We start from the raw sequence: 21,876 nt of genomic DNA on the forward strand, positions 1-21,876 counted from the left end.
TTTAGCGGCGGTAGTAATCTTCGACGTTCTCGAAGGCGCGCAGGCCCTCGGGCGTGGCGAGGCGGATGGGATCGCCCGCCGGCGTAGTCGCCCCGCGCCAGGCGGTGAGCCGCAGCGGCGTGACGCTCCAGCTGTCGCGCGGGTCGAGCACATGCGGGCAATTGGCGATCACCACGATCACGTCCATTTCGGCGCGCAGCACCACCTGCCGACCACCCGCGAACGGGCCGACCTGCGGGGTGATCGTGCCATCGGGCTCGATTTTCGTACCCTTGAACAGGTTGACGCACGGGTGGACATCGCGGCGCAGCAGGCCGTGCTTGGACGAGCCTAACAGCAGCCGGTCGCGCCCGTTGGGATAGGCCCCGCTGTTGCGGCCCTCACCATACTTCGCCGCGTTGGTGGCGGCGTTCGAGGTGCCGCAGAAGGCGTCGTGGGTGCCCGCGCTGTCGTCGGTGATGCTCATCAGCACCCGGCCCATGTCGCTGAGCAGCAGCTTGCCCTCACCGAGATAGGCGTTCCACTGCACCTTCACCGTGTCGGCCACGTTGAGCCGCTCGGTCGGCATTTCGGCGTTGTAGATCAGCAGCGAGGCGCAGGCATCGCCCGCAAGGTCGATCAGCCGCAGCCGCGAACCGCGCGGCAGCTTGCGCGAGGAATAGCCCCCGGCGGCCACGGTCTCTTCCCACAGCAGATCGTCCGCCGACACGCCTTCAGGCAGGTCGTCCGCCTCGGGCGGCAACATCGGCATGGCCTCGACCTTCGTCCCCGCCATGGCGCGAGCATGGTCGCGCGCGGCCAGCGGGTTGGCGAGCGGGCTGGTTGCCGTGTCGCTCATGCCGCAGCCCTCCCGCGCTTGCCCTTCTTGACGGGCACGACCTCGGCATCATCCTTGGCCGCCGCTTCGGCGCTCTCATCCTCGCTGTGATCGTGCAGCGGCGGGAGCAGCGCGGTGGTCGAGACGAGCTGCAGCTGGTGCACGCCGCGAATGCTGCGCAAGGCATCGCACAACTCTTTCAGGCGCACCGCCGGGCCCTGCACCAGCAGCACCTCGAGCGACTGGTCCTCTTCGAGGAACACGTGCTGCGAGGAGATGACCTCCTTCAGATAGTCGGTCTGCGTCTTCGCCAATTGCTGGCGAATCGAGCCACGATCGCCGCGGTAAACCAATGTAATAGTTCCCGCTATCGTCTCTTCAGGACGAACGTTCGCCTCGTGCGCCACGAGCGCGTGGCGGATCAGTTCGGCAATCAGTTGCGAGCGCGAAGGCAGTCCGCGCTCTTCCACCATCGCATCAAGCTGGCGGAACAGTTCGGCGGGCAGGCTCATGCTCAGACGGGCAAGGCTGGTAGGTTCGGTGGACATGGCTTTGTCCTCTCAGTTATTATCGAATCTGTCAATCGTAATACCGGCGTCATCCGGCACAATCGACAGGGGTTGTGTGGCATCGTCTTGCGACAGGCTCTCCTGCTTGTTGCGTTCGAGCGGGATGTCGTAGACGACCTTGGCGCCGTAGCGGTGCGGGGCGTGCGGGTCATGCCGCCATTTATCGAGCGTGAGCACCCGTGTGCCCAGCTTGAAGGCCTCGCCGATATCGTGCGTGACCATGATCACGGTCAGCTTGTAGTCGGTCCAGAGCCGGGTGATGAGCTGGTGCATATCGTTGCGGATGCCCGGATCGAGCGCGCCGAACGGCTCGTCGAGCAACAGGATGCGCGGACGCTTGATCAGTGCCTGTGCGATGGCGAGTCGCTGCTGCATCCCGCCCGACATCTGCGCCGGGTAGGAATGCATGGCCTCCTTGAGCCCGACCTCTTCGAGCATGGCCGCAGCCTCTTCGCGCGCCTGCCGCCGGGCTGCTCCGGTGAGCTTGGCTAGCAGCGGCGACTGCGCGCATTCGAGCCCGAACATCACATTGCCCAGCGCGGTGAGGTGCGGGAACACCGAATAGTGCTGGAACACCACCCCGCGATCCGGCCCGCATTCGGGAGCCAACGGAATGTCGTCGAGCAGGATCGTGCCGCGCGTCGGCGCTTCCTGCCCGAGCGCCAGCCGCAGGAGGCTGCTCTTGCCCGCACCCGAAGGCCCGATCACCGATACGAAGGCCCCCTCCTCGATGGTGAGGTTGATGCGTTCGAGCACGATCTTGTCGCCATACTCGACCCACACGTCCTTGAACGACAGCAGCGCGGTCATCGGCGGCCTCCATGCGCCCAGGGGAAGGCCTTGCGGTTGGTCCAGACGAGGATCATGTCGAGCACTGCGGCCAGCAGCGCGATCCAGGCGACATAGGGCAGGATCACGTCCATCGCGAGATAGCGGCGGACGAGGAAGATGCGGTAGCCGAGCCCGATATCGGCGGCGATGGCCTCGGCCGAGATCAGGAACACCCAGGCCGGGCCGAGCGACAGCCGCACCGCCTCGATCAGGCGCGGCAAGACCTGCGGCAGCGCCACACGGATCATCAGCTGCCAGGTGCTCGCCCCGAGCGTCTGCGCCTTGAGGATCTGTTCGCGCGGCAGGGCGGCGACATGGCCGGCGATGTCGCGGATCATGAACGGCGCGATGCCGATCACGATCAGCGCCACCTTGGCCGTTTCGCCGAGGCCAAAGGCGATGAACAGGATCGGCAGCAGCGCAATCGGCGGGATCACCGCAATGCCTGTCACCAGCGTGCCGAAGGTCGCCCGGACCGGCGGCAGCAGGCCGAGCAACAGCCCCACCAACAGGGCGCTCAGCGTCGAGATGCCCAGCCCCAGGAACAGCCGCTGCAGGCTCGCCAGCGTATCGGCCCAGAACAGCAGCCGCCCGGAGAGCTGGTCGGGCACGAACAGCAGGCCCCACATCGCCTCGACCATCGCGCCGGGCAGCGGCAGGATCTTGTCGCTGGGGTTGGCTGCGTGCCGCTCGGCGGCGATCACGAGGTAGAGCACCACCAGCAGCACGATCGGGATGGCGCCCATCATCGCCGAACGGCTGCGGCTGACATGGCGGTTTACCCAGCGCATGGAATCTCCTGCTTGCTTGAGCCGAACCGGAACAGCGCGGGCTTAGAGCGCACCATCGGCAGCCATCTGCATGAAGCTGTCGTCAAAGCGCAGGGTGATGTTGTTGGTGTCGCCCAGCGTCTTGCCGCCGGGGAACGCCATGCCGATGGCGTCGGCGGAGCTGGCGCCCTGCCCGAACAGGCCCTGTGCAAAGCTGAAGTCGCGCACGCGGGTCATGTTCTCGATCAGCGTCGGCGAGCGGGTCGCTTCGACCGCCGCCTTCGGATCGACATAGAGGAAGGTGGTCGCCAGCTGGCTGTCGAACATTGCGGGTGTCGTACCCGCGAGTTCGGCCATGGCGGCTCGGGCCTTGGCCCCGGCTTCGTTCTGCTGCTCCATCAGCGCCAGCGTCTCGTACCAGATGCCGGCCAGCGCCTTGCCCAGATTGGGGTTGGCTTCCACCGCCTTGGTGTCGACCACCAGCAGGTCGAGAATCTCGCCGGGGATATCCTTCGAGCTGAACACGAGGTGCGCATCGGGCTGCTGCATCATGGTGGTGAGCTGCGGGTTCCACGCCACCGCCGCGGTCACCTGCGGCGAGGTGAAGGCGCTGGCGATATCGGCATCGGCGGTGTTGACCGTGCGCACATCGGTCAGCGCGAGGCCTTCCTTTTCCAGCGCACGCGCCAGCAGATAGTGCGACACCGAAAGCTCGACCAGATTGACCTGCCGCCCCTTGATCGCGGAGAGCTGGTCGCTGCCCTTGAGCAGCACGCCATCATTGCCGTTGGAATAGTCGCCGACGATGATCGCGGTGGTATCGTGCCCCTGCGCCGCCGGAATGGTGAGTGCGTCCATGTTAGCCACGGTCACACCGTCGAGCTGGCCTGCGGCATATTGGGTGACCGATTCGACATAGTCGTTGACCTGCACGATCTGGATCTCGATGCCGTACTTGTCGGCCCACTTCTTCACGATTCCCGCCTGCTCGGCATAGGGCCAGGGCATCCACCCGGCGTAAATCGACCAGCCGATCTTGAACGAGGTCTTCGGTTCGGCCGCCTCTTCGCCCCCCGAGGAGCACGAGGCCAGCATCAAAGCGCCTGCCATCATCGCGATAGAACCAAGGCGGCGTACAGCACTCATCATCGGCACAACTCCTTTTTCGCAATCGCAGCATTGCCGCAAACGCAAGGCATGTCCAGCGCAATTTATTACTATTGTCATCTTGCGTAATATCCATATGCTCGCGGCCATTCAGACGTGAGGGGCGCGAACCCTCCGCAGGATGAGGGCATGCATCGAAGGCACAGGCACGGCCGCCAACCCGGCGGCCCAAGCATGGAGTTTTCGATGCCGCAGTCCCAGCCGACCTACAGCCCCGCGCTGTCAGGGAATCCGCAATCGGCGACGTCGCGGAGCTATCCGAACGGCAACCCCGATGCGGGTTACAACCCGCCCGGCGTGCGCAACACGGATTCGGCGCTGCCGCTGCATCCGGCAGAGCCGGTCATGCACAATTACGATGCCGAGGGCCCCGCTGCCGGCCAGCTGGGGTTCCGCTGGACCTATGGCAGCAACGTCGCGGCCAAGAACCGCGATCCGCGCGTGCAGGTGGTGCAATACAACGAGGATACCTTCGTGATGCGCCAGAACGTCTGCATCGACTGGCAGGCCCCTTTCACCCACCTTCTGTTCGGCAACAAGGGCGCACTGCTCATCGACACCGGCGCTACCGCCAATGGCGCTTACTACCCCTTGCGCGAAACCGTCGATGCGGTGATCGAACGCTGGGCCTATGCGCGCGGGCGCAAGAAAGTGCCGCTGACCATCGCCTTCACCAGTGGCGAGGACGTGGCGCAAAATCAGGGCCTCGTGCAGTTCATGGACCGGCCCGACACCACCGTGGTGCCCAAGCCGCTGGGCGTGATGAAGCAGCACTATGGCCTGTCATCGAGCTGGCCCGATGGCACCGGCACCATCGACCTTGGCGACCGCGTAATCACCGTCATCCCCACGCCCGGCACGCACAAGGACGGGGTCAGCTTCTACGATCCCTATTGCGACATCCTGTTCACCGGCGACCTGCTGTTTCCCGGCTGCATCAACATCAGCAACGAGGGTGATTTCATCACCTCGCTGGAACGCCTGCAGGGCTTTGCGGCGGCCAATCCGGTGCAATGGATCCTCGGCGGGCACATCGACATGATGTTCGTCCCCGGCAAGCACTACCCCCGCTTTGCCGCCTACAAACCGTATGAGCGGGTGCTCGAAATGACGCCTGCCCTGATCGACGATGCGCTCGCCAGCGCCCGCGCGGTGCAGGGGCGCGAGGTCAAGTTCATCCGGCCCGATTTCGTCCTGTTCAACGGGGTCAGCCCCGATGCACGCGCGGGCGAATGGCCAGAGGGCGTGCCCGACATCAATCCGCCCCGGCCCTACTAAGATTTTCGCAGGAGACCCAAGCAGATGGATCGTCGCACCTTCCTGTCATACAATGCCGCAGCGGTCGCCGTGCCGACGGCGCTGACCACCTTCAGCAGCGCGGCAAAGGCCGCCACCAGCCCCGAGCCGATCGACTTCACCAGCAACCTGCCCGCTCCCGGCAGCTTTCCCGACAAGTGGATATGCGGTTCGGAATCCTTGATGGACAACACCGATCCGCCGGTTCAGGTCCATTGGTATAATGCCCATTCCGCGATCCTGCGGCAGAACAAGGCCTACAGCTACGAAGCGCCGTTCGCCCCGCTCTACTTCGGCAACGACCGGGTGCTGCTGCTGGACGAGGGCTTTACCACCTGGCGCAACGACTGGGATCTGCGCGGCGTGGTGGATGAATGCATCAACGACTGGTGCGCACGCAACGGGCGCGATCCGGCGGATATGGAGCTGCTGGTCGCCTTCAGCCACCTGCACGCCGACCACTATGCCGCCGTCAACCAGTTCGCCGACCGGCCCAAGACCCGCTATATGGGCCTGACCCACGAAGAGATGGTCGGCTTCTGGGGCATGACCAACTTTCCCGAAGAGCAGGTCACGCTCGATCTCGGCGGGCGTGAAATCCTGATCTGGGGCTCGCCCGGCCACGTAATCTCCGAATTCGCCTATTACGACAGCTACACCCAGATCCTCTACACCGGCGACATGTTCTACCGCGGCCGCTGCTACATCAGCTTCTGGGAGCCGTGGTTTGCAAGCATGGGTCGGCTGATCGATTTCGTCGACACCCATCCGGTGACCCACGTGATGGGCTGCCACGTGGAAATCAGCAAGGACGGTCAGGACTACCCCTATGGCATGACCTGGCAACCCGACGAAGCGCCCGTGCAAATGACCGTCGAGCAACTGCGCGAAACCTACGAATTCGCCAAGACCATCACCGAACCTGGCATCTATTTCACCGGCACCGTGTTCCTGTGCAACCAGACGCGCGGCACCACCACCATCGACGTCAACCCCTACCGCTACAGCTGAGCCCGGCGCGGTTCGTTTGAGGAGCTTACCCATGAAGACATCCATCGCCCTTGCCGCCTTGTTGCTCGGTGCCTGTAGCGCTGCCGAGGCCGATCCCGCCGATGGCGACGCGGCGAACGGCGGATATGCCGAACAGGTGATCGAAGTGCCCGACTTTGCCGATTTCCTGCTGGTGGACGGAGCCACGGTCTGGGCCACCAACAAGGGCCGGATCGAGCAGTGGTCGACCATGGGCAAGGTGACCTCGGTCGCGGTGCCGCGCCCCTGCGGCACGATGGCCATGGCGGCGGAGTCGCTGTGGGTCGGCAACTGCGACGGCGGCGAGCTTTACCGGGTGAACCCGCGCACCGGAGAGGTGCTCGAGAAAATCCCCGCCGGCATCGGGCCGAGCGGCGAGCAGAACGTGGTGGCGGGCGCAGGCTCGGTCTGGGCGCCAAATCAGGCCAAGGGCACGATCTCGCGCATCGACCCGGAAACCAACACCATCATCGCCAGCATCCCGGTCGCCGCCGGCACCACCTATCTCGCCTATGGCTTCGACGCACTGTGGGCAGCGAGCGGCGAAGGCGGCACCATGCAGCGGATCGACCCGCAGACCAACACCGTCACCGACACCATCGAGCTGGGCAAGACTCCCGGCTTCCTCGTCGCGGGCGAAGGCATGGTGTGGATTCAGGAACAGGGCGACGGCACGCTGGCACGGATCGACCCGGAAACGCGCACGGTGGTCGGCCGCACCAAGGTCGGCGATAACCTCAAGTGGGGCGACATCGACACCGGCGACGGCAAGGTGTTCCTGCGCACCACCGACGACCAGACCTTCGTGGTGATCGACGCCGCCAGTGCCGAGGTGATCGCGCGTGTCGGCCGCGCCGAAGGCAGCGGCGCGCTGCGCTATACGCCGGAAGGCATCTGGACCAGCGCCCACGACGTCCATTCGCTGACATGGTGGACTGCGGCCAGCAACTGAACACCGCCCTTCGCAATCCCCAGCAAAGCCAAGGCGATGAGCGGCACTCCTGCACGGGAGCATTGCTCGTCGCCGCTTGGCATTTGGGGAGGCGCGCACCGATTCGCGCACGGCCCGGCCCGACCTGTGGCATCTCGATTACACTTCAGACACATTCCGGAAAAAATCCGGCAATAACGCTCGAATTTTCTGCGCCAAGAGTCTCGAAATAACAAGGATTTTGGCCGGATGCGCAGGAATCCCAACCCATGTTGCATAGCAGCATTAATACTCTTGACCGATTAGGTAATATCTATAGCCTGTATCGCATCGCAGCATAGAACTGCGGACCTGTTCGGAGCGGAGGATCTGCAACTGGAGGCCGACTGGCAGCCATTTTTGGAGATTGTCTATGCAGCGAGCAACGAACGGCCAGACCGGCGGCGAAGGCACTCTGACAGCGGCCGCGTTCGACGCCGATGCTCCGGCATCTTCGGACACATTCACCGAAAAGTTCAAGCTCGCGCTGATCAACGCCGTGCCGCTGGCCACGCTGCTGGCCGTGGTCGCCTTCTGGCTGCTGGCGCCGCGCTCCATCACTGCAAACGAGTGGAGCCTCGTGGTCGTGACCACCGCGATCACCTTCTTCATCCTCGGCCTCGAATTCGTGCTCGAACGCCATTCGGGCTGGAGGCTGACCTGGAAGGAATTCCTCACCGACCTGTTCTACGTGATCCTGATGGCGACCGCGATCGGCTGGCTGGTCGAGACCTTCGCCGATGGCCCGCTTGCCTCAGTGAAGGACAGGCTCGGCCTGTCGACCCCGTGGATACTCACGCTGCCGGTGGTGGTTCAGGCGTTCATGGTCGTGTTCCTGATCGAGTTCGGCCAGTACTGGATGCACCGCTGGATGCACAACTGGCTGCCGCTGTGGCTGACCCACGCGCCGCATCACCATGTGACCCAGCTCAACGCGATGAAGGGCGCAGTCGGCAACCCCATCGAGCTGTTCCTGATCAGCCTCTCGGTGGTGGCGCTGTTCGATTTCGACATCGTCGCGATCTTCTGCGGCCTGTCGATGATGACGGTGATCTCGACCTTCGCCCATGCCAACGTCCGCTCGAACCCGCCGCTGGTCTATGGCTTCCTGTTCACCACCATCCGTAACCACAGCCTGCACCACACCGCCCTCAGCTACGAGGACACGCGCTACAACTACGGCAATTCGGTGATCGTGTTCGACCGCATCTTCGGCACCTACCGCGACGGCGAATCCGCCGTGGTCGGGCAGGACGATCGCAAGCGGCTGAGCATCTACGAGCAATTCATGTTCCCGTTCCAGCCGCTGCTCGACAAGGCCAGCGCTGCGCGGGCGAAAACCGCCGACGCAGACGGCTGATCCAGCAAGGCAAGGGAGCAAAAGCCCACCAGAATACCCCACCAGAATACAAGGCCGCGAACCAACACCGGCAAGCAACGGCCTCAAAGGTTCCGGCAAGGGAAGAACCAACGGCCAGCGCCACTGCTCTTCAATTCTGAGATTTTCAGGTTTCGGCGCGCTCCGGAGCCCGGACGAACACAACCAAAAGCATGAGGGATTGCGCAATGAAAAAATGCTCCAGAATCAAGCTGAAACTGATGGTGGCAACCGCCATCACCGGCACGGCGGCCACTGCCACTCCGGCGCTCGCGCAGGACGTGACCACCACAACCACCAACGATGCGATCGTCGTCACCGCCACCCGCCGCGCGACCACGCTGATGGATACGCCGATCAACATCAGCGCCCTCTCCGGCGACGAGCTTGCACGGCAGAAGGTCGAGGACATCCGCGACATTGCCGATTTCACCCCCGGCATGACCATTTCCGACACCGGCCCCGGCTCGACCGGCACCATCGTGCTGCGCGGCCTGCGCGCTTCCGACGTAGGCGCGGGCGGCGCTATCTATGATAACGCGATGGGCATCTACCTCGGCGAAGTGCCGATGTATTATGACTTCAAGTTCATCGACATTGCGCGCGTCGAAACGCTGCTCGGTCCGCAGGGCACGCTGTATGGCCTCGGCACGCTGGCCGGTGCAATCCGCTACATCCCCAATCGCCCCAACCTCGACAAGTTCGAAGGCGAGGTGCTCGGCGGCCTTTCGATGAAGGCGCACGGCGACGATGTCGGCTTCAAGGCCGAAGGCGTTATCAACATTCCGATCATGCGCGATCACATCGCCTTCCGTTCGGCGACGGGCTACACCTACGATCCCGGCTTTATCGACTATCCGCTGCTGGTGCAGGAACCGGGCATTTCGATCCCGCAGCCGGGCGGGCCTGGCAATCCGACCTACACCGACGCCGAATACGACGCGAACCTCTATCGCCGTGACAACCTCAACTACGAGCGCACCGTCACCACCCGCAACCAGCTGCTGGTGGCCCCGAGCGACGATATCAGCTTCAACTTCACCTATGCCTTCCAGCAGACCAAAACCGAAGGGTCGCAAAGCAACAGCAATGGTGTGATGGGCACCGGCATTTATGAAAATGCCAGCCGCTACGCCGAGCCGGTCGACCGCTACGCTCATCTGGCAAGCGTCGAAGTCAACGCCAACATTGCGGACGTGGTCGATCTGGTGGCAACCGCCGCCTATACCGAGAGCCTGTTCACCGATAGCGTCGATGTGACCGACCTGCTGCTTGACCTCGACTACGGCTACGAAAACTATCCGGGCTTCTCAGCCTACACCGAGTCCGAACGCCGGCGTAAGCAGCACAATGTCGAGGTCCGTTTCGTCTCCACGCACGGCGGCCCCGTCAACTGGGTGCTCGGCGGGTTCTTCAACCGCGACGAATATCAGAGCGACTATGCCGAAATGACGCCCAACCACCCGTGGTGCGACCAGGACGGCAATCCCTCGTGTTTCGAATATGTGAGCTACATCAGTTCCGAGGTGAAGGAAAAGGCGATCTTCGGTGAAGCCACCCTCCAGATCATTCCCCAGTGGCAAATCACCGGCGGCGCGCGATACTTCGACTACACCTCGCAAATCGCCGGCGCCGCAACCTTGCCGCTGCTCGGCCAGCCGCTCAGCCCTTATGACCGCAACGCGAGCGGCGGCACCGGTGGCGAGGATGGCTGGGTCTGGAAACTCAACACCTCGTTCGACATTGCCGACGAGCTGATGATCTACGGCACCTTCTCGAAGGGCTATCGTATTGGCGGACCCAACCGCGTCGCGCCCTGCCCCGAAGGCACACCGACCGATCCCACCCAGTACAACGGGCCGCAGCTTATCTGCGCACTGCCGAGCGAAATCCAGTATGGCCCCGATGAAACCAAGAACCTTGAAATCGGCGCCCGCCTGGAGCTGTTCGATCGGCGTCTGAACCTGAACCTGGCCTATTTCCACATCGACTGGGACGGTATTCAGGTTGCATCGGCCACGACCTATGGTGTGACCGGGATCACGATCAACGGCGGCAAGGCATTGTCGGAAGGTTTTGAAGCAACCTTCCAGGCCCGCCCGATCCCCGAACTGAGCATTCAGGGCAGCTTCTCCTACGTCGATGCCCATCTGACCGAAGACGTGCCCGACATCATCTCGGTCAACAGCCCGGCTGGCAGCTATCCAAGCGCTCCGATCAAGATCGATGCGCTGGCGGGCGACCGTCTGCCCGGTTCGGCCAAGCACTCCGGCTCGCTGGGGGCGATCTACACCCTGCCCGTCGGCGACAACGATCTGGTGCTGAACTGGACCGCCACCTATCGCGGCAACGTGGTCTCGCGGCTGGGCTGGGATCGTGCTTCCGGCACGGTCATCCCGAGCTACACCGTGCACCGCGCCTCGATCTCTTACGAGATGCAGAACTACACCATCTCGCTCTACGCCAACAACATCTTCGACAAGTACGCGGTGGTCTCGACCGCCAACGATCTGTCGCAGACCGGCTACAACGACGGCATCCTGCTGCGCTACTATCGTCAGGCCGTGCTCAATCCGCGCACGGTCGGGATCGAGGCGCGCATGAAGTTCTGAGCGTAGGTCAGAGTTTCCTCACGGGCGGGGCGTCTGTCTTCACTGACAGGCGCCCCGTTTGCGTTGGAGGAATAGCAGAATGACGTCCGATGGACTCGCAAGCCCTGCCCCTGTGGGGAAAGGTTGGGATGGGGGTTCCGCGCCCGCCAGCGTCGAGCCCCCACCCCCAGCCCCTCCCCAAGGGGAAGGGAGCATGGTGGGTCAGGCTAATGTCCTCAGACTTCAGGCCTTCCAGGCTGCTTCAGGATCGATCCCCTGCTCCGCCAGCCATACCCGCGCGGGTTCGAGCGCCTCGGCATGGGTGCGCCACTTGCCGATGGCCTCGGCATTGAGCGGACGGCGCACCTGAGCAGCGCTCGGGGTGGCCACCGCCGCGCGGTTCTGGTGGAAGGCTAAGCAGGCCGGATCCCAGCCAAGCCCGCAATGGGCCAGAAGCCGCCTCGTCTGCCCCTCCTGATCGGCCACCAGCTCCTCGTAGCCGAGTTGCAGCACCCGCCCCGGCATCAGCTCCTCCCACAGGCGCAGCAGCCGGTCGAACCGGGCATAGTAGCGGGCTGCGTCGAGCAGATCGTAGGAATAGCCGTAATAGGCCGAGTGGCTGGCGAAGAGGTTTTTGTAATTGCTCCAGATCGTGTCCATCGGCTGCCGGCGCAAACACACGATCCGTGCCTCGGGCAAGGCCCGCGCGATATGTCCGGCATAGAGGAAGTTGGCGGGCAGCTTGTCGATAAACCGGGCCGAGCCCTGCGGGCGCTGGTGCGCGGCCTGTGCGAGATAGGCCTTGCCGATGGCCGCCGCATCGACCGCCGCGCTGGCCGCCACGGTCTCGGCATCGATCACCTTGCGCGAGCGGGTCTGCGCCAGCCGCTTCACCGCCACCGGCATGGCCTGCAATTCCCCCGCCGAGCCGACTTCGGGATGCGACGACAGGATCCGGTCGACCAGCGTGGTGCCCGTGCGCGGCAGGCCGATCACAAAAATCGGCGCTTCGGATCGCTCGCCCTCGCTGGTGAACAGAGCTCCCTCGCCGCTGCCGAACAGCTGTTCCAGCGCATCGAACACCGCCTCGTCCTGCGCGAAGTCGTAGCCGATGGTGCGCTTGTGCTCGTCGTTGGCGGCCTTGAGGTAAGTGAACGAGCGCGGATCGCCGATATCCTCCAGTTCCTTGGCCAGAGCGTAGCGAATGCGCAGCCGGTCATCGGCGCTGTTCGCCTGCTCCAGCGCGGCCTGCATCCGGGCTACGTGATTGTTCTGCGCCGTATGCCGCGCCAGCAGCGCCAGCGCATAGTGCACCCGCGCATTGCCCGGCTCTTCGGCAAGGACCGCCTCATAGAGCGCCCGCGCCTCCTCAACCTTGCCGGTGAACCCGCAGGCCGCCGCAAGGTTATAGCGATAGTCCAGATTTTCAGGCGCCTTGGCCACCGCCGCCCGGAACGGCGCGAGCGAGCCCTCATGGTCGCCCAGCCGGGTGAAGACGCAGCCGATGGTATCGAGCGTCATCGCCTCTTGCGGCTCAAGAGCATAGGCCGCGCGCGCTGCCTTCGCGGCATCGCCCTCGCGGTGGAGCAGGCTCAACACCCGCGCCAGTTGCGCCAGATGCTCGGCCTCGGGCCCGCGCTGCACGGCTGCCTCAAGCAGCGCCAGTGCGTTCGCCATGTCGCCCACTTCCGCCGCGACGATCCCCAACAGGAAATAGCCGACCGGCTTGCTCTGGTCTTCGAGCACAAGCGCCTTCGCCGCCGCCGAGGCCGCGGCCAGATCACCCCGTTGCAGGGCCTGACGGGCGTTGGTTTCGAGGCTCATGCGAGCCCCATGGCGCCTCTGGCCCGCCCCCTTGGGAGGCGGGCGAAGAGGCTTTGGGCACTCAGCGGTTCAGCGCCAGCTGCACCGGAGCGACATCGTCCGAACGCGCGGCAGCGAGACGGGTCTCGATCTGATCGCGGATCTGGGCATGGACGCGGGTGCGGCATGCACGCGCTTCGGCAGCCGCCTGCAAGTGCACGGTGTCGAGACCCTCGCCGCAAACGGAGCGCGCGGCGGCGTCCATGCGGATCGCGAGGCGCTGCTGCCCATCGACCGTCGCAAGGTCCAGCCCGTCGAGGCGCAGCGTGGCCGACGACGCGGTGAACGGATCGGCGTTGGAAGTGTCGGAATTGGTATCTGCCAGAGCCGGCGTCGCGAGAGCGACTGCGGCCAGGGCCATGAGGCCTGCCTTCATCATCGTAATCTCCTATGTCCGTAAGGTGCCGCTCTGCGTCGGCTCGCCGGTCATCTAGGACTTTGAACGATGGCATGCAAGGAGGGGGACCGAAGATGGGCGCGCTCAGGAAGCAGTCACGCGAATCGCCTCAAGATCGGTGGTATCGCCCAGCAAGCCGATAGGCAGGCGGGCAAAGTCGCGGCTCGCGCTGCGGGTGTCGGGGTGCAACAGCGTGACTTCGAGCCTGCGCGCGCCCTGTTCCGCAATCTGCCTGACCGTGGCGAGCGGCAAGGTAATCCGCCAGCTTTCCGCCCCGTGGACCTCCATCGGCGCGCCATTGATCGCGACCACAGTGCCGGCATTTTCGCGGTGCCCCTCGATTCGCAGGCAGCTTTGCTCGCCGCAGGTAACGAGCCGCGTGGTCGGCCGGTCGTGGGCCGCAGCAGGAGAGGCAGAGAACAGGCCAGCTGCAAGCAACGTCGCGCAGGATATCTTCACAAACGCGGCAGCAGCCGAGCTGTTGAGATGAAAACGAGCGCCAAATTTCGCAATCATGTAAAATCTCCAACCAGCGCACGCCAACAGGCAGCGCAATACGACGAGATTCCTGCGAACTTTGTTTGTTTTCTGATGGCGAGCTTAGGCCAAAGCCTGGCGCGGTCAAGGCCTTGATGGGGCGCACAGCGGCAGCCCCGCCGCGATTGGCGAGGGCTTCAACGAAGGTGTGGGAGAAAAAACTGGATGCCCCGCAAGGATTCGAACCTTGATTGACGGAGTCAGAGTCCGCTCTCTTACCATTAGAGGACGGGGCAACGCAGGGGCGCGCCTCTATCGCGGGCGCTCGGCGTAATCAAGAGGATTTGCGCAGCAAAATGCTATCACCCTGATCTGGCGGGCCAAATTCGTTTACGACAGAACGGCCCGAGACACCCCTCCACCTCCAGCGCGCCATCTGCTCCGGCGCGCACCACGGTGCGGTAGGTCTCGCCGTCCTCGGGGTTGTAAACCTCGCCGCGCCAGGCTCCGTCGCGCCATTGCAGGCCGCTCAGCAGCGTCAGGCCGAGGATCGGGCGGTTGCGCAGCGCCGGATTGTCGTTGTGCGCGTCGCGGTCCGATTCGCCCGGTTTGCGGCGGATGATGCGGGTGATCTTGCCGCACCGCGCCTGCCCGCAGGGGGCTACGGTGATCTCCACATAGCCGCCCGAATCGATATAGACGCCGTCGATGGCGTCGACCGCCAGCGCAGGAGAGGCGGCGAAAGCGAGCGCGAACGGCGCGAACAGGGCAAGTTTGCGGGCGGTCATTCTCATAGCAGGCGCTTGCGAGAATGAACCGTGCCTGATCATTGCGAACAGCTCGCCCCGCCCAGCACACAAAAGCGCGCGCAATGCGGGTGGTTGAGCAGGACCGGTCGCAGCGCGGCTGTGAGCGTCGCGCCGAGATCGAATTGCGGATCTTGCGGCAGCAGGGTGCAGGCGACCACGCGCGCCTCTTCCTCACCCTTGCGGTGCACGACCATGCGGCTGGTCGCACACATCATCGCCGAGGGCGATTGGCCGAGAATGCCCCAGCAGGCTTCGGTGATTTCGGGCACGTCGGCCCCGGCGTCCATCTCGGGGAACAGCACCAGGGCCGCCGGGTTCGCCGCATCAACCGCAATACCATGTTCGGCAAACAGCGCCGCATAGCCGCGCCGGGCCTCAGCCTCGCTCTCACCGGCAAGGTGCCTGCCCGCCACGGCCAGCGCAAAGCCGCGCTCCGACAGCCATGTCAGGCCCGCCAGCATCGGCTCCCAGCTGCGCGGACCGCGCTCGGCCTCGTGGACCGGCTGGCTGTAGTGGTCGATGCTCACGCGCAGGGTGAGCCTGTCGCCATGCTTGGCCCGCAGCGCCTCGAGCGCGGCCTTGTGGCGCTGCATCGGGGCCATGGCATTGGTCAGCACCAGCGCCGCGAACCCCACCTCCAGCGCCGCGCTCAGCATGGGAATGACGTCGGGGTTCATGAACGGCTCGCCGCCGGTGAAGCCGATCTCGGGCAGGTCGGCCAGCAGCGGGTCAGTCGTCTCGCGAAGCTCGGCGAGGAAGCGCTCGGCCTCGGCCAGCGTCAGGTATTGCAGCGCGTCGTTGGTGGGCGAGCTTTCGATATAGCAGTTGGCGCAGGCAAGGTTGCACAGGGTGCCGGTGTTAAGCCAGATCGTGCGCATCGCCTCGGGCGCGACCACGGCGCGCGTCTCGCCCTTGGCGGTGACTTGCGGATCAGCGAACTTGCCCGGCGCGAGCGGCACCTTGTCGGGCAAGGTGAACGGCGATGGCCCTTGCGGCGCGCTGCGGCTCTTCGAGCGAACCGTCATCCGAACCTCCGCCGCAATGCCGCCAGCGCGCGGGCAATGCGCTTGACCGGCGTACTGAACACCAGCGGCTCCCACGCGGCGAAGGCTCCGGCCTTGGTGATCTCGCCGCGCGTGGGATAGGCGATGATCGCCGAGCCCAGCGCGAAGGTGCCCGCCTTGCCGCTGATCGTCTGCGCCAGCGGCAGCAGCATGTCGCCCGCCCCCTCGCCGCAGACAGAGGCGCCGACCAGCTTGCGGCCCTTCATCACCAGCTTGAGCTGCCCCTCCACCGCGCCCTCGGTCACGGCGCGGTCGTTGTGCGAGAACTCTTCCCGCACGATCCGCACCTTGTCGCCGAATTTCGCGCGCGCCTCGGCTTCGGTGAGGCCGACCTGCCCCACCTCGGGCGCGGTGTAGGTGCACCAGGGCAGCGCCGTCCAGTCGACCTTGGTCGGCACGCCGAGCGATATCTCCAGCGCCACGTTCGAGCCCTCGTAGCCCGCCACGTGCGTAAGGCGCGGCCCCTCGCGGCAATCGCCGATGGCGTAGATGTGCTTGAGGCTGGTGCGGCGGCGATCATCGACGGCAATGCCGTTGGCGCCGAACTGAACGCCCAGCTCCTCAAGGCCCATGCCCTGCCCCCGCGCCTTGCGCCCGGTGGCGACCAGCACATGGCTGCCCTCGATCACGGTGCCGCCCTCAAGCGTGAGCGCCACCGCCCCCTCGCCGCCCGTCGCGCGCACGGCTGTGCCGCTGACGAAGCGCACCCCGTCGGCCTCCAACGCGGCCTTGGCCATCGCGGCAGACTCGCGGTCGTCGCGCGACAGAATCTCGCCGCGCTCGATCAGCGTCACCGCCGCGCCGAGACGGCAGAAGGCCTGCGCCATCTCCATCCCCACCGCGCCGCCGCCGAGCACGATCAGATGCTCGGGCAACCGATCGAGCTGGAACAGGTTTTCGTTGGTGAGACAGGGCACTGCGGCCAGCCCCTCTATCGGCGGCAGTGCCGGTTCCGAGCCGAGCGCCAGTACGATGCGCGGCGCGGCCAGCCGTTGCCCCGCCACCTCGACCTCGCGCGGGCCCGTCAGCCGTGCCTCGCCGCGAAAGACCTCGCAGCCCATCTCCTCGAACCGCTTGGGATCGTCATGCGGGGCGATGGTGGCGATGCTCGCCTCGACATGCTCGCGCACCCCGGCCCAGTCGACCCGCGCGCCCTCCACGCTCACGCCGAACCGCGCGCCGCGCTTCGCCTCATAGGCCCGCCGAGCCGCCGCGATCAGCGCCTTCGACGGCACGCAGCCGTTGTTCAGGCACTCGCCGCCGAAGGCTCCGCGCTCGACCAGCGCGACCTTGAGGCCGAACAGCGCGCAGCCGCCAGCCGCCGTCAGGCCAGCGGCACCGGCGCCGATCACGATCACGTCATGGGTATAGGTTTGCGAGGGCATTGCGCGATGAGTGTAGCGCCGCCATTGGCGAATGCTACAGCGGAACGAACCGGAGGATCAGCCATGCTTGAAAACGCGCAAGACTATTATGGCAAGGTGCTGAGCGGCTCCGCCGACCTGCGCACCGACGCCTGCTGCACCGCCGAGATGCCCTCGGAGACGGTCCGCAGCGCCATGGCGAACATCCATGAGGAGGTCCGCGCGCGCTACTATGGCTGCGGGCTGGTGGTGCCGCAGGCCATCGAGGGCGCGCATGTGCTCGATCTCGGCTCGGGCGCGGGGCAGGACGCCTATCTGCTGGCACAGATGGTTGGCGCAAATGGCTCGGTAACGGGTGTCGACGCCACGCCCGAACAGCTGGCCGTGGCCGAGGCGCACAAGGACTGGCACGCCGAGCGGTTCGGCTTCGCCAATGTCCGCTTCGTCGAGGGCGATATCGAAAAGCTCGACGCGCTGGACCTCGCGCCCGAGAGTTTCGACGTGATCGTCTCCAACTGCGTGATCAACCTCGTGGCCGACAAGGCCGCCGTGTTCCGCGCGGCTCACCGGCTCTTGAAGCCCGGCGGCGAACTCTACTTCTCCGACGTCTATGCCGACCGCCGCGTGCCCGCGCACCTGCTGGCCGACCCGGTGCTGCACGGCGAATGCCTGTCGGGCGCGCTCTACTGGGGCGACTTCGACCGGCTGGCGAAGGAGGCGGGCTTCGCCGATCCGCGCCTTGTCACCGACCGCCCGCTGGCGATCAACGACCGCGCGGTGGCGGCCAAGCTCAAGGGCATCAATTTCGTCTCGGCCACCTGGCGGCTGTTCAAGCTCGACGGGCTGGAGCCGCAGTGCGAGGACTATGGGCAGGCGGTGCGCTACAAGGGCACGGTGGCGGGCGAGGAAGACATGTTCCAGCTCGACGCGCACCACGCCATCGAGGCGGGGCGGACCTTCCCCGTCTGTGGCAACACCTGGCTGATGCTCGAACAGACGCGCTTTGCCCCGCATTTCGACTTCATCGGCGATTTCTCCAAGCACTACGGCGTGTTTCCCGGCTGCGGCACGGCCATCCCCTTCGGCCAGTCGGACGCCAACCCGGCCAAGAGCGGCACCGCCTGTTGCTGACTGTCCTCGTCACGGGTGCGGCTGGCCTGATCGGCGGCGAGGTCTGCGCGCGGCTGGCGGCGCGGGGGCACCGCGTGATCGGCATGGTGCGCCGCCGTGCCGAGGTGCTCGGCAACGATGGCGCGCCGGTGCCGCTGGCCCGCATGGTGAGCGGCGATGTCACCCTGCCGCTGATGGGGCTGAACCCTGTCGAGCTGCGCTGCGACGTGGTGATCCACTGCGCCGCCAGCCTCGTGTTCGACGCGCCCGAGCCCGAGCTGGAGGCGATCAATGTCGAGGGTACGCGCAATGCGCTGGCCTTTGCGCAGGCGGCGGGCGCGGGGTTCCTGCATGTCAGCACCGCCTATGTTTGCGGGCTGGAGCAAGGCGCGATTGCCGAAGCGCCGGTGCCGCCGGGCAGGCAATTCGCGAACAACTACGAGGCGAGCAAGGCGCGCGGCGAGGCCGTGGTCGAGCAATCGGGCCTGCCCTTCGTGATCGCGCGCCCCTCGATCGTGCTTGGCGACCATGCCAGCGGCACGATCCGCGACTTTCCCACATTGTGCAACGTGTTCCGCCTGATGGCGCGCGGACGGATGCCGTTGTTCCCGGCGGTGGAGGGGGCGACGCTCGACCTCGTGCCGATCTGCCATGTGGCGGAAGGAATCGCGCGGCTGGCCGAGCATTTCGATGTAGCGCAGGGGCACCATGTCCACCTCTGCGCCGACAGCCCGCTCCCGGCCCGCGCTTTGGCCGATGCGGTGTGCCGTCAGCCGCACCTGCACCACCCCGAGGTGGTCGACCCAGCGCAGATCGACATCGCGGCCCTCCCCCGCGTGGCGCAGGCGATGCTGGCGACCTATGGCTCGTACTTCACCCGCGACCCGCGTTTTGTGGCGGATAACATCACGCGGCTGACCGGCCTCACCTGCCCGCCAACCGATGCCGCGTGGATAGACCGGCAGGTGGCCTATGCCTTCACCCGCGACTACCTGCCCAGACCGGGATGACATTACCCTGATCCACCTTACTCCCCTCCCCTTGGGGAGGGGCCGGGGGTGGGGGCTCGGCGCTGGCTGGGCGTGGAACCCCCATCCCAACCCTTCCCCAAGGGGAAGGGCTTTGCGAGGTTATGCTCTGCCATCCCCCTCTAACGCACGTCGGGATAGTGCCGCTCCAGCCCCTCGCGCGCACCCAGAGCCCAGCTGAGCCCGACCTTGAGGTAGATCCAGTTCGCCTTGAGCGCCCCCCATTCGGCGATCCGCCGGTCGGAGGTCTCGACCACGCGCGGCACCATCCGCACCCGGCCCAAAGCGGCAAGCCGAATACACAGGTCGGCCTCCTCCATCACCATGGCCTGCGGGTCGCAGCCGCCCACTGCGAGAAACTGCGCGCGGCGGAAGAACATCGCATGGTCGCCGAACAACAGCCGCGCCCCGCGAAAGAACAGGCGCGGGCGGAACAGCAGCGGGGCATACCAGGTCTTGGCCCAGTTGTGCGCGGTGGTGCCCCAGCGGGTCTTCTCCGGCCCGCGAATGATCGGGGTGAAGCTCGCCAGCGACACCTTCGGATCGGACAGCGCCGCCGCCACCACCGTCACCGCATCGCTCGGCAAAACGGTGTCGGCGTGAAGGATCAGCACCTGCTCGCCCTGCGCCGCCACGACGCCCGCGTTGATCTGGCGGCCACGCCCGCGCTGCGTCGAAATCACGCGCCAACCCTGCGCCTCGGCCAGTGCGACCGACTGGTCCTCGCTGCCGCCGTCGATGCACAGCACCTCGTGCGGCGGCGGATCGAGCCTTGCCAGACTGGCCGCCAGCGCAGGCAGGGCCTTGGCCTCGTTGAGCATCGGGATAGCGATGGTGAGGCGGCTCATGCGCACAGCTCCGGCCAGCGGGCGAGATCCTCGGGCCGGTCGCAATCGGACAACATCGGCAGACTGCGCCATTCAACGCCCCGTTCGGACAGCCGCCGCTCGGTTTCGGCGCGCACGGTGGAGACGCCCCATTCCATGCCGTCGAACAGGAACGGCACCGGCTCGCGGAAGGCGAGCAGGTAGTAGCCGCCGTCTTCCGCCGGGCCGATCGCCACCGGCACTTGCGCCAGAGCCTCGGCACCGGCGCGCAGGTGGTCTGCCGCGAGATCGGGAATATCCGCGCCCAGCAGGATCGCGGGCGCAGGCACCCGCGCCAGCCGCGCGCCAAGGTCGCCCTCGCCCTGTTCGGCCAGCGGCACATCGTCGCCAAGCCACGCCGCGAAGTCGCCAAGCGGCGCTCCGCTGGCATAGAGCACATAGTCCAGCCCGCTGGCCCGCACCGTCGCCAGCGTGCGTTCGACCAGCTGCCGATGCAATTGCGCCGCGCCCTCCTCGCCCAGCGCCGGAGCGAGCCGCGTCTTGACCGCTCCGGCACGCGGGTACTTGGCGAACAGGGCAACGGTCGGGCGCAATGCATCCATCACCGAGCCTTTAGCGCCTTGTCGCGCGCAAGGCGAAGGCTCATCGTCGCGCGATGGCCTCGCGACTCGTCAAACTTGCCGGAATGGTGCTTGGAGCGGGAGCCGTGGGCGCGCTGCTCTATGCCGAGCGCACCCGTCCCCTGCGCAAGCAAATGCGCAAGGCTGCCCCGCGCATCGCCCGCAATGTCGCGATGGGGGCCGCCTGTCAGGCCGCGATCTCGGCGGCCGAAGTGCCGCTGACCGAGCGCATCGCGTCCCGCAATGCCGCGCACAAACGCGGGCTCTCGGGCCTGTTCGGTGGCGGCATTATGGGCAGCGCGGTCGCCTTCCTCGCGATGGACTACGGGTTCTACCTCTGGCACGTCGCCACCCACAAGGTGCCGCTGCTCTGGCGCTTCCACCGCGTCCACCATGTCGACCCCGATATGGACGCCTCGACCGCGCTGCGCTTCCACTTCGTCGACATGGTCGTCTCGCTGCCCTGGCGGCTGGTGCAGGTGCGCGTCTCGGGGATCGGCCCGCGCGGACTGGCCCTGTGGTGCCGGTTCTTCCTGTTCTCGGTGCTGTTCCACCATGCCAACTGGCGCCTGCCGCGCGGGCTCGATGCAGCGCTCAGCAAGCACATCACCACCCCGCGCATGCACGGCATCCACCACAGCCAGAACCCTTGCGAGATGGACTCCAACTGGTCTTCCGGCATCGCCTGGTGGGACCACCTGCATCGCACCTTCCGCGACGACGTGCCCACCGACACGATCACCATCGGCGTCGACGATCCGCTGGCCGAGCGCGACACCCACCTCCTGCCCGCGCTCAGGGCCCCCTTCGCCGCCCGACTTGTGCAAGCTGGCGGTCTGGTCTAGCTTCTTGTCAGGTTCCGCCGCTTTCATGCTGCGGGTTTTGAAGTTTGGAAAGTT

Annotated in this window: 21 protein-coding genes and 1 tRNA gene; 8 read left to right on the top strand and 14 right to left on the bottom strand. The window is 65.8% G+C overall.

Annotated elements, in window-relative coordinates:
- Position 1 precedes the first annotated feature (1 nt).
- From D2V17_RS17040 to D2V17_RS17060, 5 genes are read right to left on the bottom strand one after another with little or no spacing between them, the layout of a single operon-like run.
- The gene (locus tag D2V17_RS17040) at positions 2–838 is read right to left on the bottom strand and encodes an urea amidolyase associated protein UAAP1 (protein WP_119594192.1); all 837 of its coding nucleotides are present in this window, start codon (positions 836–838) and stop codon (positions 2–4) included.
- Entirely contained in the window at positions 835–1,365 is a 531-nt protein-coding gene (nikR, locus tag D2V17_RS17045; protein WP_119594194.1) for a nickel-responsive transcriptional regulator NikR, read from the bottom strand. The genes D2V17_RS17040 and nikR overlap by 4 nt, the downstream gene beginning before the upstream one ends.
- Before the next feature lie 12 nt (positions 1,366–1,377).
- Complete coding sequence (locus D2V17_RS17050; protein WP_119594196.1) at positions 1,378–2,196, bottom strand: ABC transporter ATP-binding protein; 819 nt, start codon at positions 2,194–2,196, stop codon at positions 1,378–1,380.
- Positions 2,193–3,008 (bottom strand): ABC transporter permease, encoded by an 816-nt coding sequence (locus tag D2V17_RS17055; protein WP_119594198.1) that lies wholly within the window; start codon positions 3,006–3,008, stop codon positions 2,193–2,195. Before D2V17_RS17055 ends, D2V17_RS17050 begins: the two co-directional genes overlap by 4 nt.
- 42 nt (positions 3,009–3,050) lie before the next feature.
- Entirely contained in the window at positions 3,051–4,136 is a 1,086-nt protein-coding gene (locus D2V17_RS17060) for a putative urea ABC transporter substrate-binding protein (protein ID WP_119594200.1), read from the bottom strand.
- Between the two features lie 204 nt (positions 4,137–4,340).
- On the opposite strand from D2V17_RS17060, the gene D2V17_RS17065 reads away from it, so the two are divergent.
- From D2V17_RS17065 to D2V17_RS17085, 5 genes are all read left to right on the top strand, one after another.
- Positions 4,341–5,432, top strand: a complete 1,092-nt coding sequence (locus D2V17_RS17065) for an MBL fold metallo-hydrolase (RefSeq protein WP_119594248.1) — start codon at positions 4,341–4,343, stop codon at positions 5,430–5,432.
- Between the two features lie 24 nt (positions 5,433–5,456).
- On the top strand, positions 5,457–6,461 hold the full coding sequence (locus D2V17_RS17070; RefSeq protein WP_119594202.1) for an MBL fold metallo-hydrolase: 1,005 nt from the start codon (positions 5,457–5,459) through the stop codon (positions 6,459–6,461).
- Positions 6,462–6,492: 31 nt separating this feature from the next.
- Entirely contained in the window at positions 6,493–7,431 is a 939-nt protein-coding gene (locus tag D2V17_RS17075) for a Vgb family protein (protein WP_119594204.1), read from the top strand.
- 391 nt (positions 7,432–7,822) lie between these two features.
- Positions 7,823–8,809, top strand: coding sequence for a sterol desaturase family protein (locus D2V17_RS17080; RefSeq protein WP_119594206.1), 987 nt, complete (start codon positions 7,823–7,825; stop codon positions 8,807–8,809).
- Between the two features lie 206 nt (positions 8,810–9,015).
- Entirely contained in the window at positions 9,016–11,439 is a 2,424-nt protein-coding gene (locus D2V17_RS17085; protein WP_119594208.1) for a TonB-dependent receptor, read from the top strand.
- A gap of 222 nt (positions 11,440–11,661) precedes the next feature.
- On the opposite strand, the gene D2V17_RS17090 is transcribed toward D2V17_RS17085, so the two are convergent.
- From D2V17_RS17090 to D2V17_RS17120, 7 genes are all read right to left on the bottom strand, one after another.
- Complete coding sequence (locus tag D2V17_RS17090; protein WP_119594210.1) at positions 11,662–13,242, bottom strand: tetratricopeptide repeat-containing sulfotransferase family protein; 1,581 nt, start codon at positions 13,240–13,242, stop codon at positions 11,662–11,664.
- Positions 13,243–13,303: 61 nt separating this feature from the next.
- Entirely contained in the window at positions 13,304–13,660 is a 357-nt protein-coding gene (locus tag D2V17_RS17095) for a UrcA family protein (protein WP_342767856.1), read from the bottom strand.
- Positions 13,661–13,762: 102 nt separating this feature from the next.
- Positions 13,763–14,194, bottom strand: a complete 432-nt coding sequence (locus tag D2V17_RS17100; protein WP_119594212.1) for a hypothetical protein — start codon at positions 14,192–14,194, stop codon at positions 13,763–13,765.
- 183 nt (positions 14,195–14,377) lie between these two features.
- Positions 14,378–14,451, bottom strand: a tRNA-Gln gene (locus tag D2V17_RS17105).
- Between the two features lie 66 nt (positions 14,452–14,517).
- A complete protein-coding gene (locus tag D2V17_RS17110) occupies positions 14,518–14,943 on the bottom strand; it encodes a DUF2147 domain-containing protein (RefSeq protein WP_191229260.1) in 426 nt (141 codons plus the stop codon).
- A 38-nt stretch (positions 14,944–14,981) separates the two neighbouring features.
- Positions 14,982–15,989 carry a radical SAM protein gene (locus tag D2V17_RS17115; protein WP_119594216.1) on the bottom strand — a complete coding sequence of 336 codons (1,008 nt, stop codon included), beginning with the start codon at positions 15,987–15,989 and terminating at the stop codon, positions 14,982–14,984.
- Positions 15,986–17,413 carry a dihydrolipoyl dehydrogenase family protein gene (locus D2V17_RS17120; protein ID WP_119594218.1) on the bottom strand — a complete coding sequence of 476 codons (1,428 nt, stop codon included), beginning with the start codon at positions 17,411–17,413 and terminating at the stop codon, positions 15,986–15,988. Before D2V17_RS17120 ends, D2V17_RS17115 begins: the two co-directional genes overlap by 4 nt.
- 63 nt (positions 17,414–17,476) lie before the next feature.
- On the opposite strand from D2V17_RS17120, the gene D2V17_RS17125 reads away from it, so the two are divergent.
- Both D2V17_RS17125 and D2V17_RS17130 read left to right on the top strand, forming a co-directional pair.
- Positions 17,477–18,523, top strand: a complete 1,047-nt coding sequence (locus D2V17_RS17125; protein WP_119594220.1) for a methyltransferase domain-containing protein — start codon at positions 17,477–17,479, stop codon at positions 18,521–18,523.
- The gene (locus D2V17_RS17130; protein ID WP_119594222.1) at positions 18,517–19,512 is read left to right on the top strand and encodes an SDR family oxidoreductase; all 996 of its coding nucleotides are present in this window, start codon (positions 18,517–18,519) and stop codon (positions 19,510–19,512) included. Before D2V17_RS17125 ends, D2V17_RS17130 begins: the two co-directional genes overlap by 7 nt.
- A 140-nt stretch (positions 19,513–19,652) precedes the next feature.
- Here the strand turns inward: D2V17_RS17130 and D2V17_RS17135 are convergent, their stop codons facing one another.
- Together D2V17_RS17135 and D2V17_RS17140 are read right to left on the bottom strand one after the other, a co-directional pair.
- On the bottom strand, positions 19,653–20,378 hold the full coding sequence (locus D2V17_RS17135) for a glycosyltransferase (protein ID WP_119594224.1): 726 nt from the start codon (positions 20,376–20,378) through the stop codon (positions 19,653–19,655).
- A complete protein-coding gene (locus tag D2V17_RS17140) occupies positions 20,375–20,959 on the bottom strand; it encodes a TIGR04282 family arsenosugar biosynthesis glycosyltransferase (RefSeq protein WP_119594226.1) in 585 nt (194 codons plus the stop codon). Before D2V17_RS17140 ends, D2V17_RS17135 begins: the two co-directional genes overlap by 4 nt.
- Positions 20,960–21,012: 53 nt before the next feature.
- On the opposite strand from D2V17_RS17140, the gene D2V17_RS17145 reads away from it, so the two are divergent.
- On the top strand, positions 21,013–21,822 hold the full coding sequence (locus D2V17_RS17145) for a sterol desaturase family protein (RefSeq protein ID WP_119594228.1): 810 nt from the start codon (positions 21,013–21,015) through the stop codon (positions 21,820–21,822).
- The last annotated feature ends 54 nt before the right edge of the window (positions 21,823–21,876 follow it).

Origin of the sequence: Aurantiacibacter xanthus, assembly GCF_003584015.1 — a bacterium.
Lineage (GTDB): Bacteria > Pseudomonadota > Alphaproteobacteria > Sphingomonadales > Sphingomonadaceae > Alteraurantiacibacter > Alteraurantiacibacter xanthus.

Coding starts and splice junctions, on each gene's coding strand:
- D2V17_RS17040 (WP_119594192.1), bottom strand. CDS start 838: ATGAGCGACACGGCAACCAGCCCGCTCGCCAACCCGCTGGCCGCGCGC.
- nikR (WP_119594194.1), bottom strand. CDS start 1,365: ATGTCCACCGAACCTACCAGCCTTGCCCGTCTGAGCATGAGCCTGCCC.
- D2V17_RS17050 (WP_119594196.1), bottom strand. CDS start 2,196: ATGACCGCGCTGCTGTCGTTCAAGGACGTGTGGGTCGAGTATGGCGAC.
- D2V17_RS17055 (WP_119594198.1), bottom strand. CDS start 3,008: ATGCGCTGGGTAAACCGCCATGTCAGCCGCAGCCGTTCGGCGATGATG.
- D2V17_RS17060 (WP_119594200.1), bottom strand. CDS start 4,136: ATGATGAGTGCTGTACGCCGCCTTGGTTCTATCGCGATGATGGCAGGC.
- D2V17_RS17065 (WP_119594248.1), top strand. CDS start 4,341: ATGCCGCAGTCCCAGCCGACCTACAGCCCCGCGCTGTCAGGGAATCCG.
- D2V17_RS17070 (WP_119594202.1), top strand. CDS start 5,457: ATGGATCGTCGCACCTTCCTGTCATACAATGCCGCAGCGGTCGCCGTG.
- D2V17_RS17075 (WP_119594204.1), top strand. CDS start 6,493: ATGAAGACATCCATCGCCCTTGCCGCCTTGTTGCTCGGTGCCTGTAGC.
- D2V17_RS17080 (WP_119594206.1), top strand. CDS start 7,823: ATGCAGCGAGCAACGAACGGCCAGACCGGCGGCGAAGGCACTCTGACA.
- D2V17_RS17085 (WP_119594208.1), top strand. CDS start 9,016: ATGAAAAAATGCTCCAGAATCAAGCTGAAACTGATGGTGGCAACCGCC.
- D2V17_RS17090 (WP_119594210.1), bottom strand. CDS start 13,242: ATGAGCCTCGAAACCAACGCCCGTCAGGCCCTGCAACGGGGTGATCTG.
- D2V17_RS17095 (WP_342767856.1), bottom strand. CDS start 13,660: ATGATGAAGGCAGGCCTCATGGCCCTGGCCGCAGTCGCTCTCGCGACG.
- D2V17_RS17100 (WP_119594212.1), bottom strand. CDS start 14,194: ATGATTGCGAAATTTGGCGCTCGTTTTCATCTCAACAGCTCGGCTGCT.
- D2V17_RS17110 (WP_191229260.1), bottom strand. CDS start 14,943: ATGACCGCCCGCAAACTTGCCCTGTTCGCGCCGTTCGCGCTCGCTTTC.
- D2V17_RS17115 (WP_119594216.1), bottom strand. CDS start 15,989: ATGACGGTTCGCTCGAAGAGCCGCAGCGCGCCGCAAGGGCCATCGCCG.
- D2V17_RS17120 (WP_119594218.1), bottom strand. CDS start 17,413: ATGCCCTCGCAAACCTATACCCATGACGTGATCGTGATCGGCGCCGGT.
- D2V17_RS17125 (WP_119594220.1), top strand. CDS start 17,477: ATGCTTGAAAACGCGCAAGACTATTATGGCAAGGTGCTGAGCGGCTCC.
- D2V17_RS17135 (WP_119594224.1), bottom strand. CDS start 20,378: ATGAGCCGCCTCACCATCGCTATCCCGATGCTCAACGAGGCCAAGGCC.
- D2V17_RS17140 (WP_119594226.1), bottom strand. CDS start 20,959: ATGGATGCATTGCGCCCGACCGTTGCCCTGTTCGCCAAGTACCCGCGT.
- D2V17_RS17145 (WP_119594228.1), top strand. CDS start 21,013: ATGGCCTCGCGACTCGTCAAACTTGCCGGAATGGTGCTTGGAGCGGGA.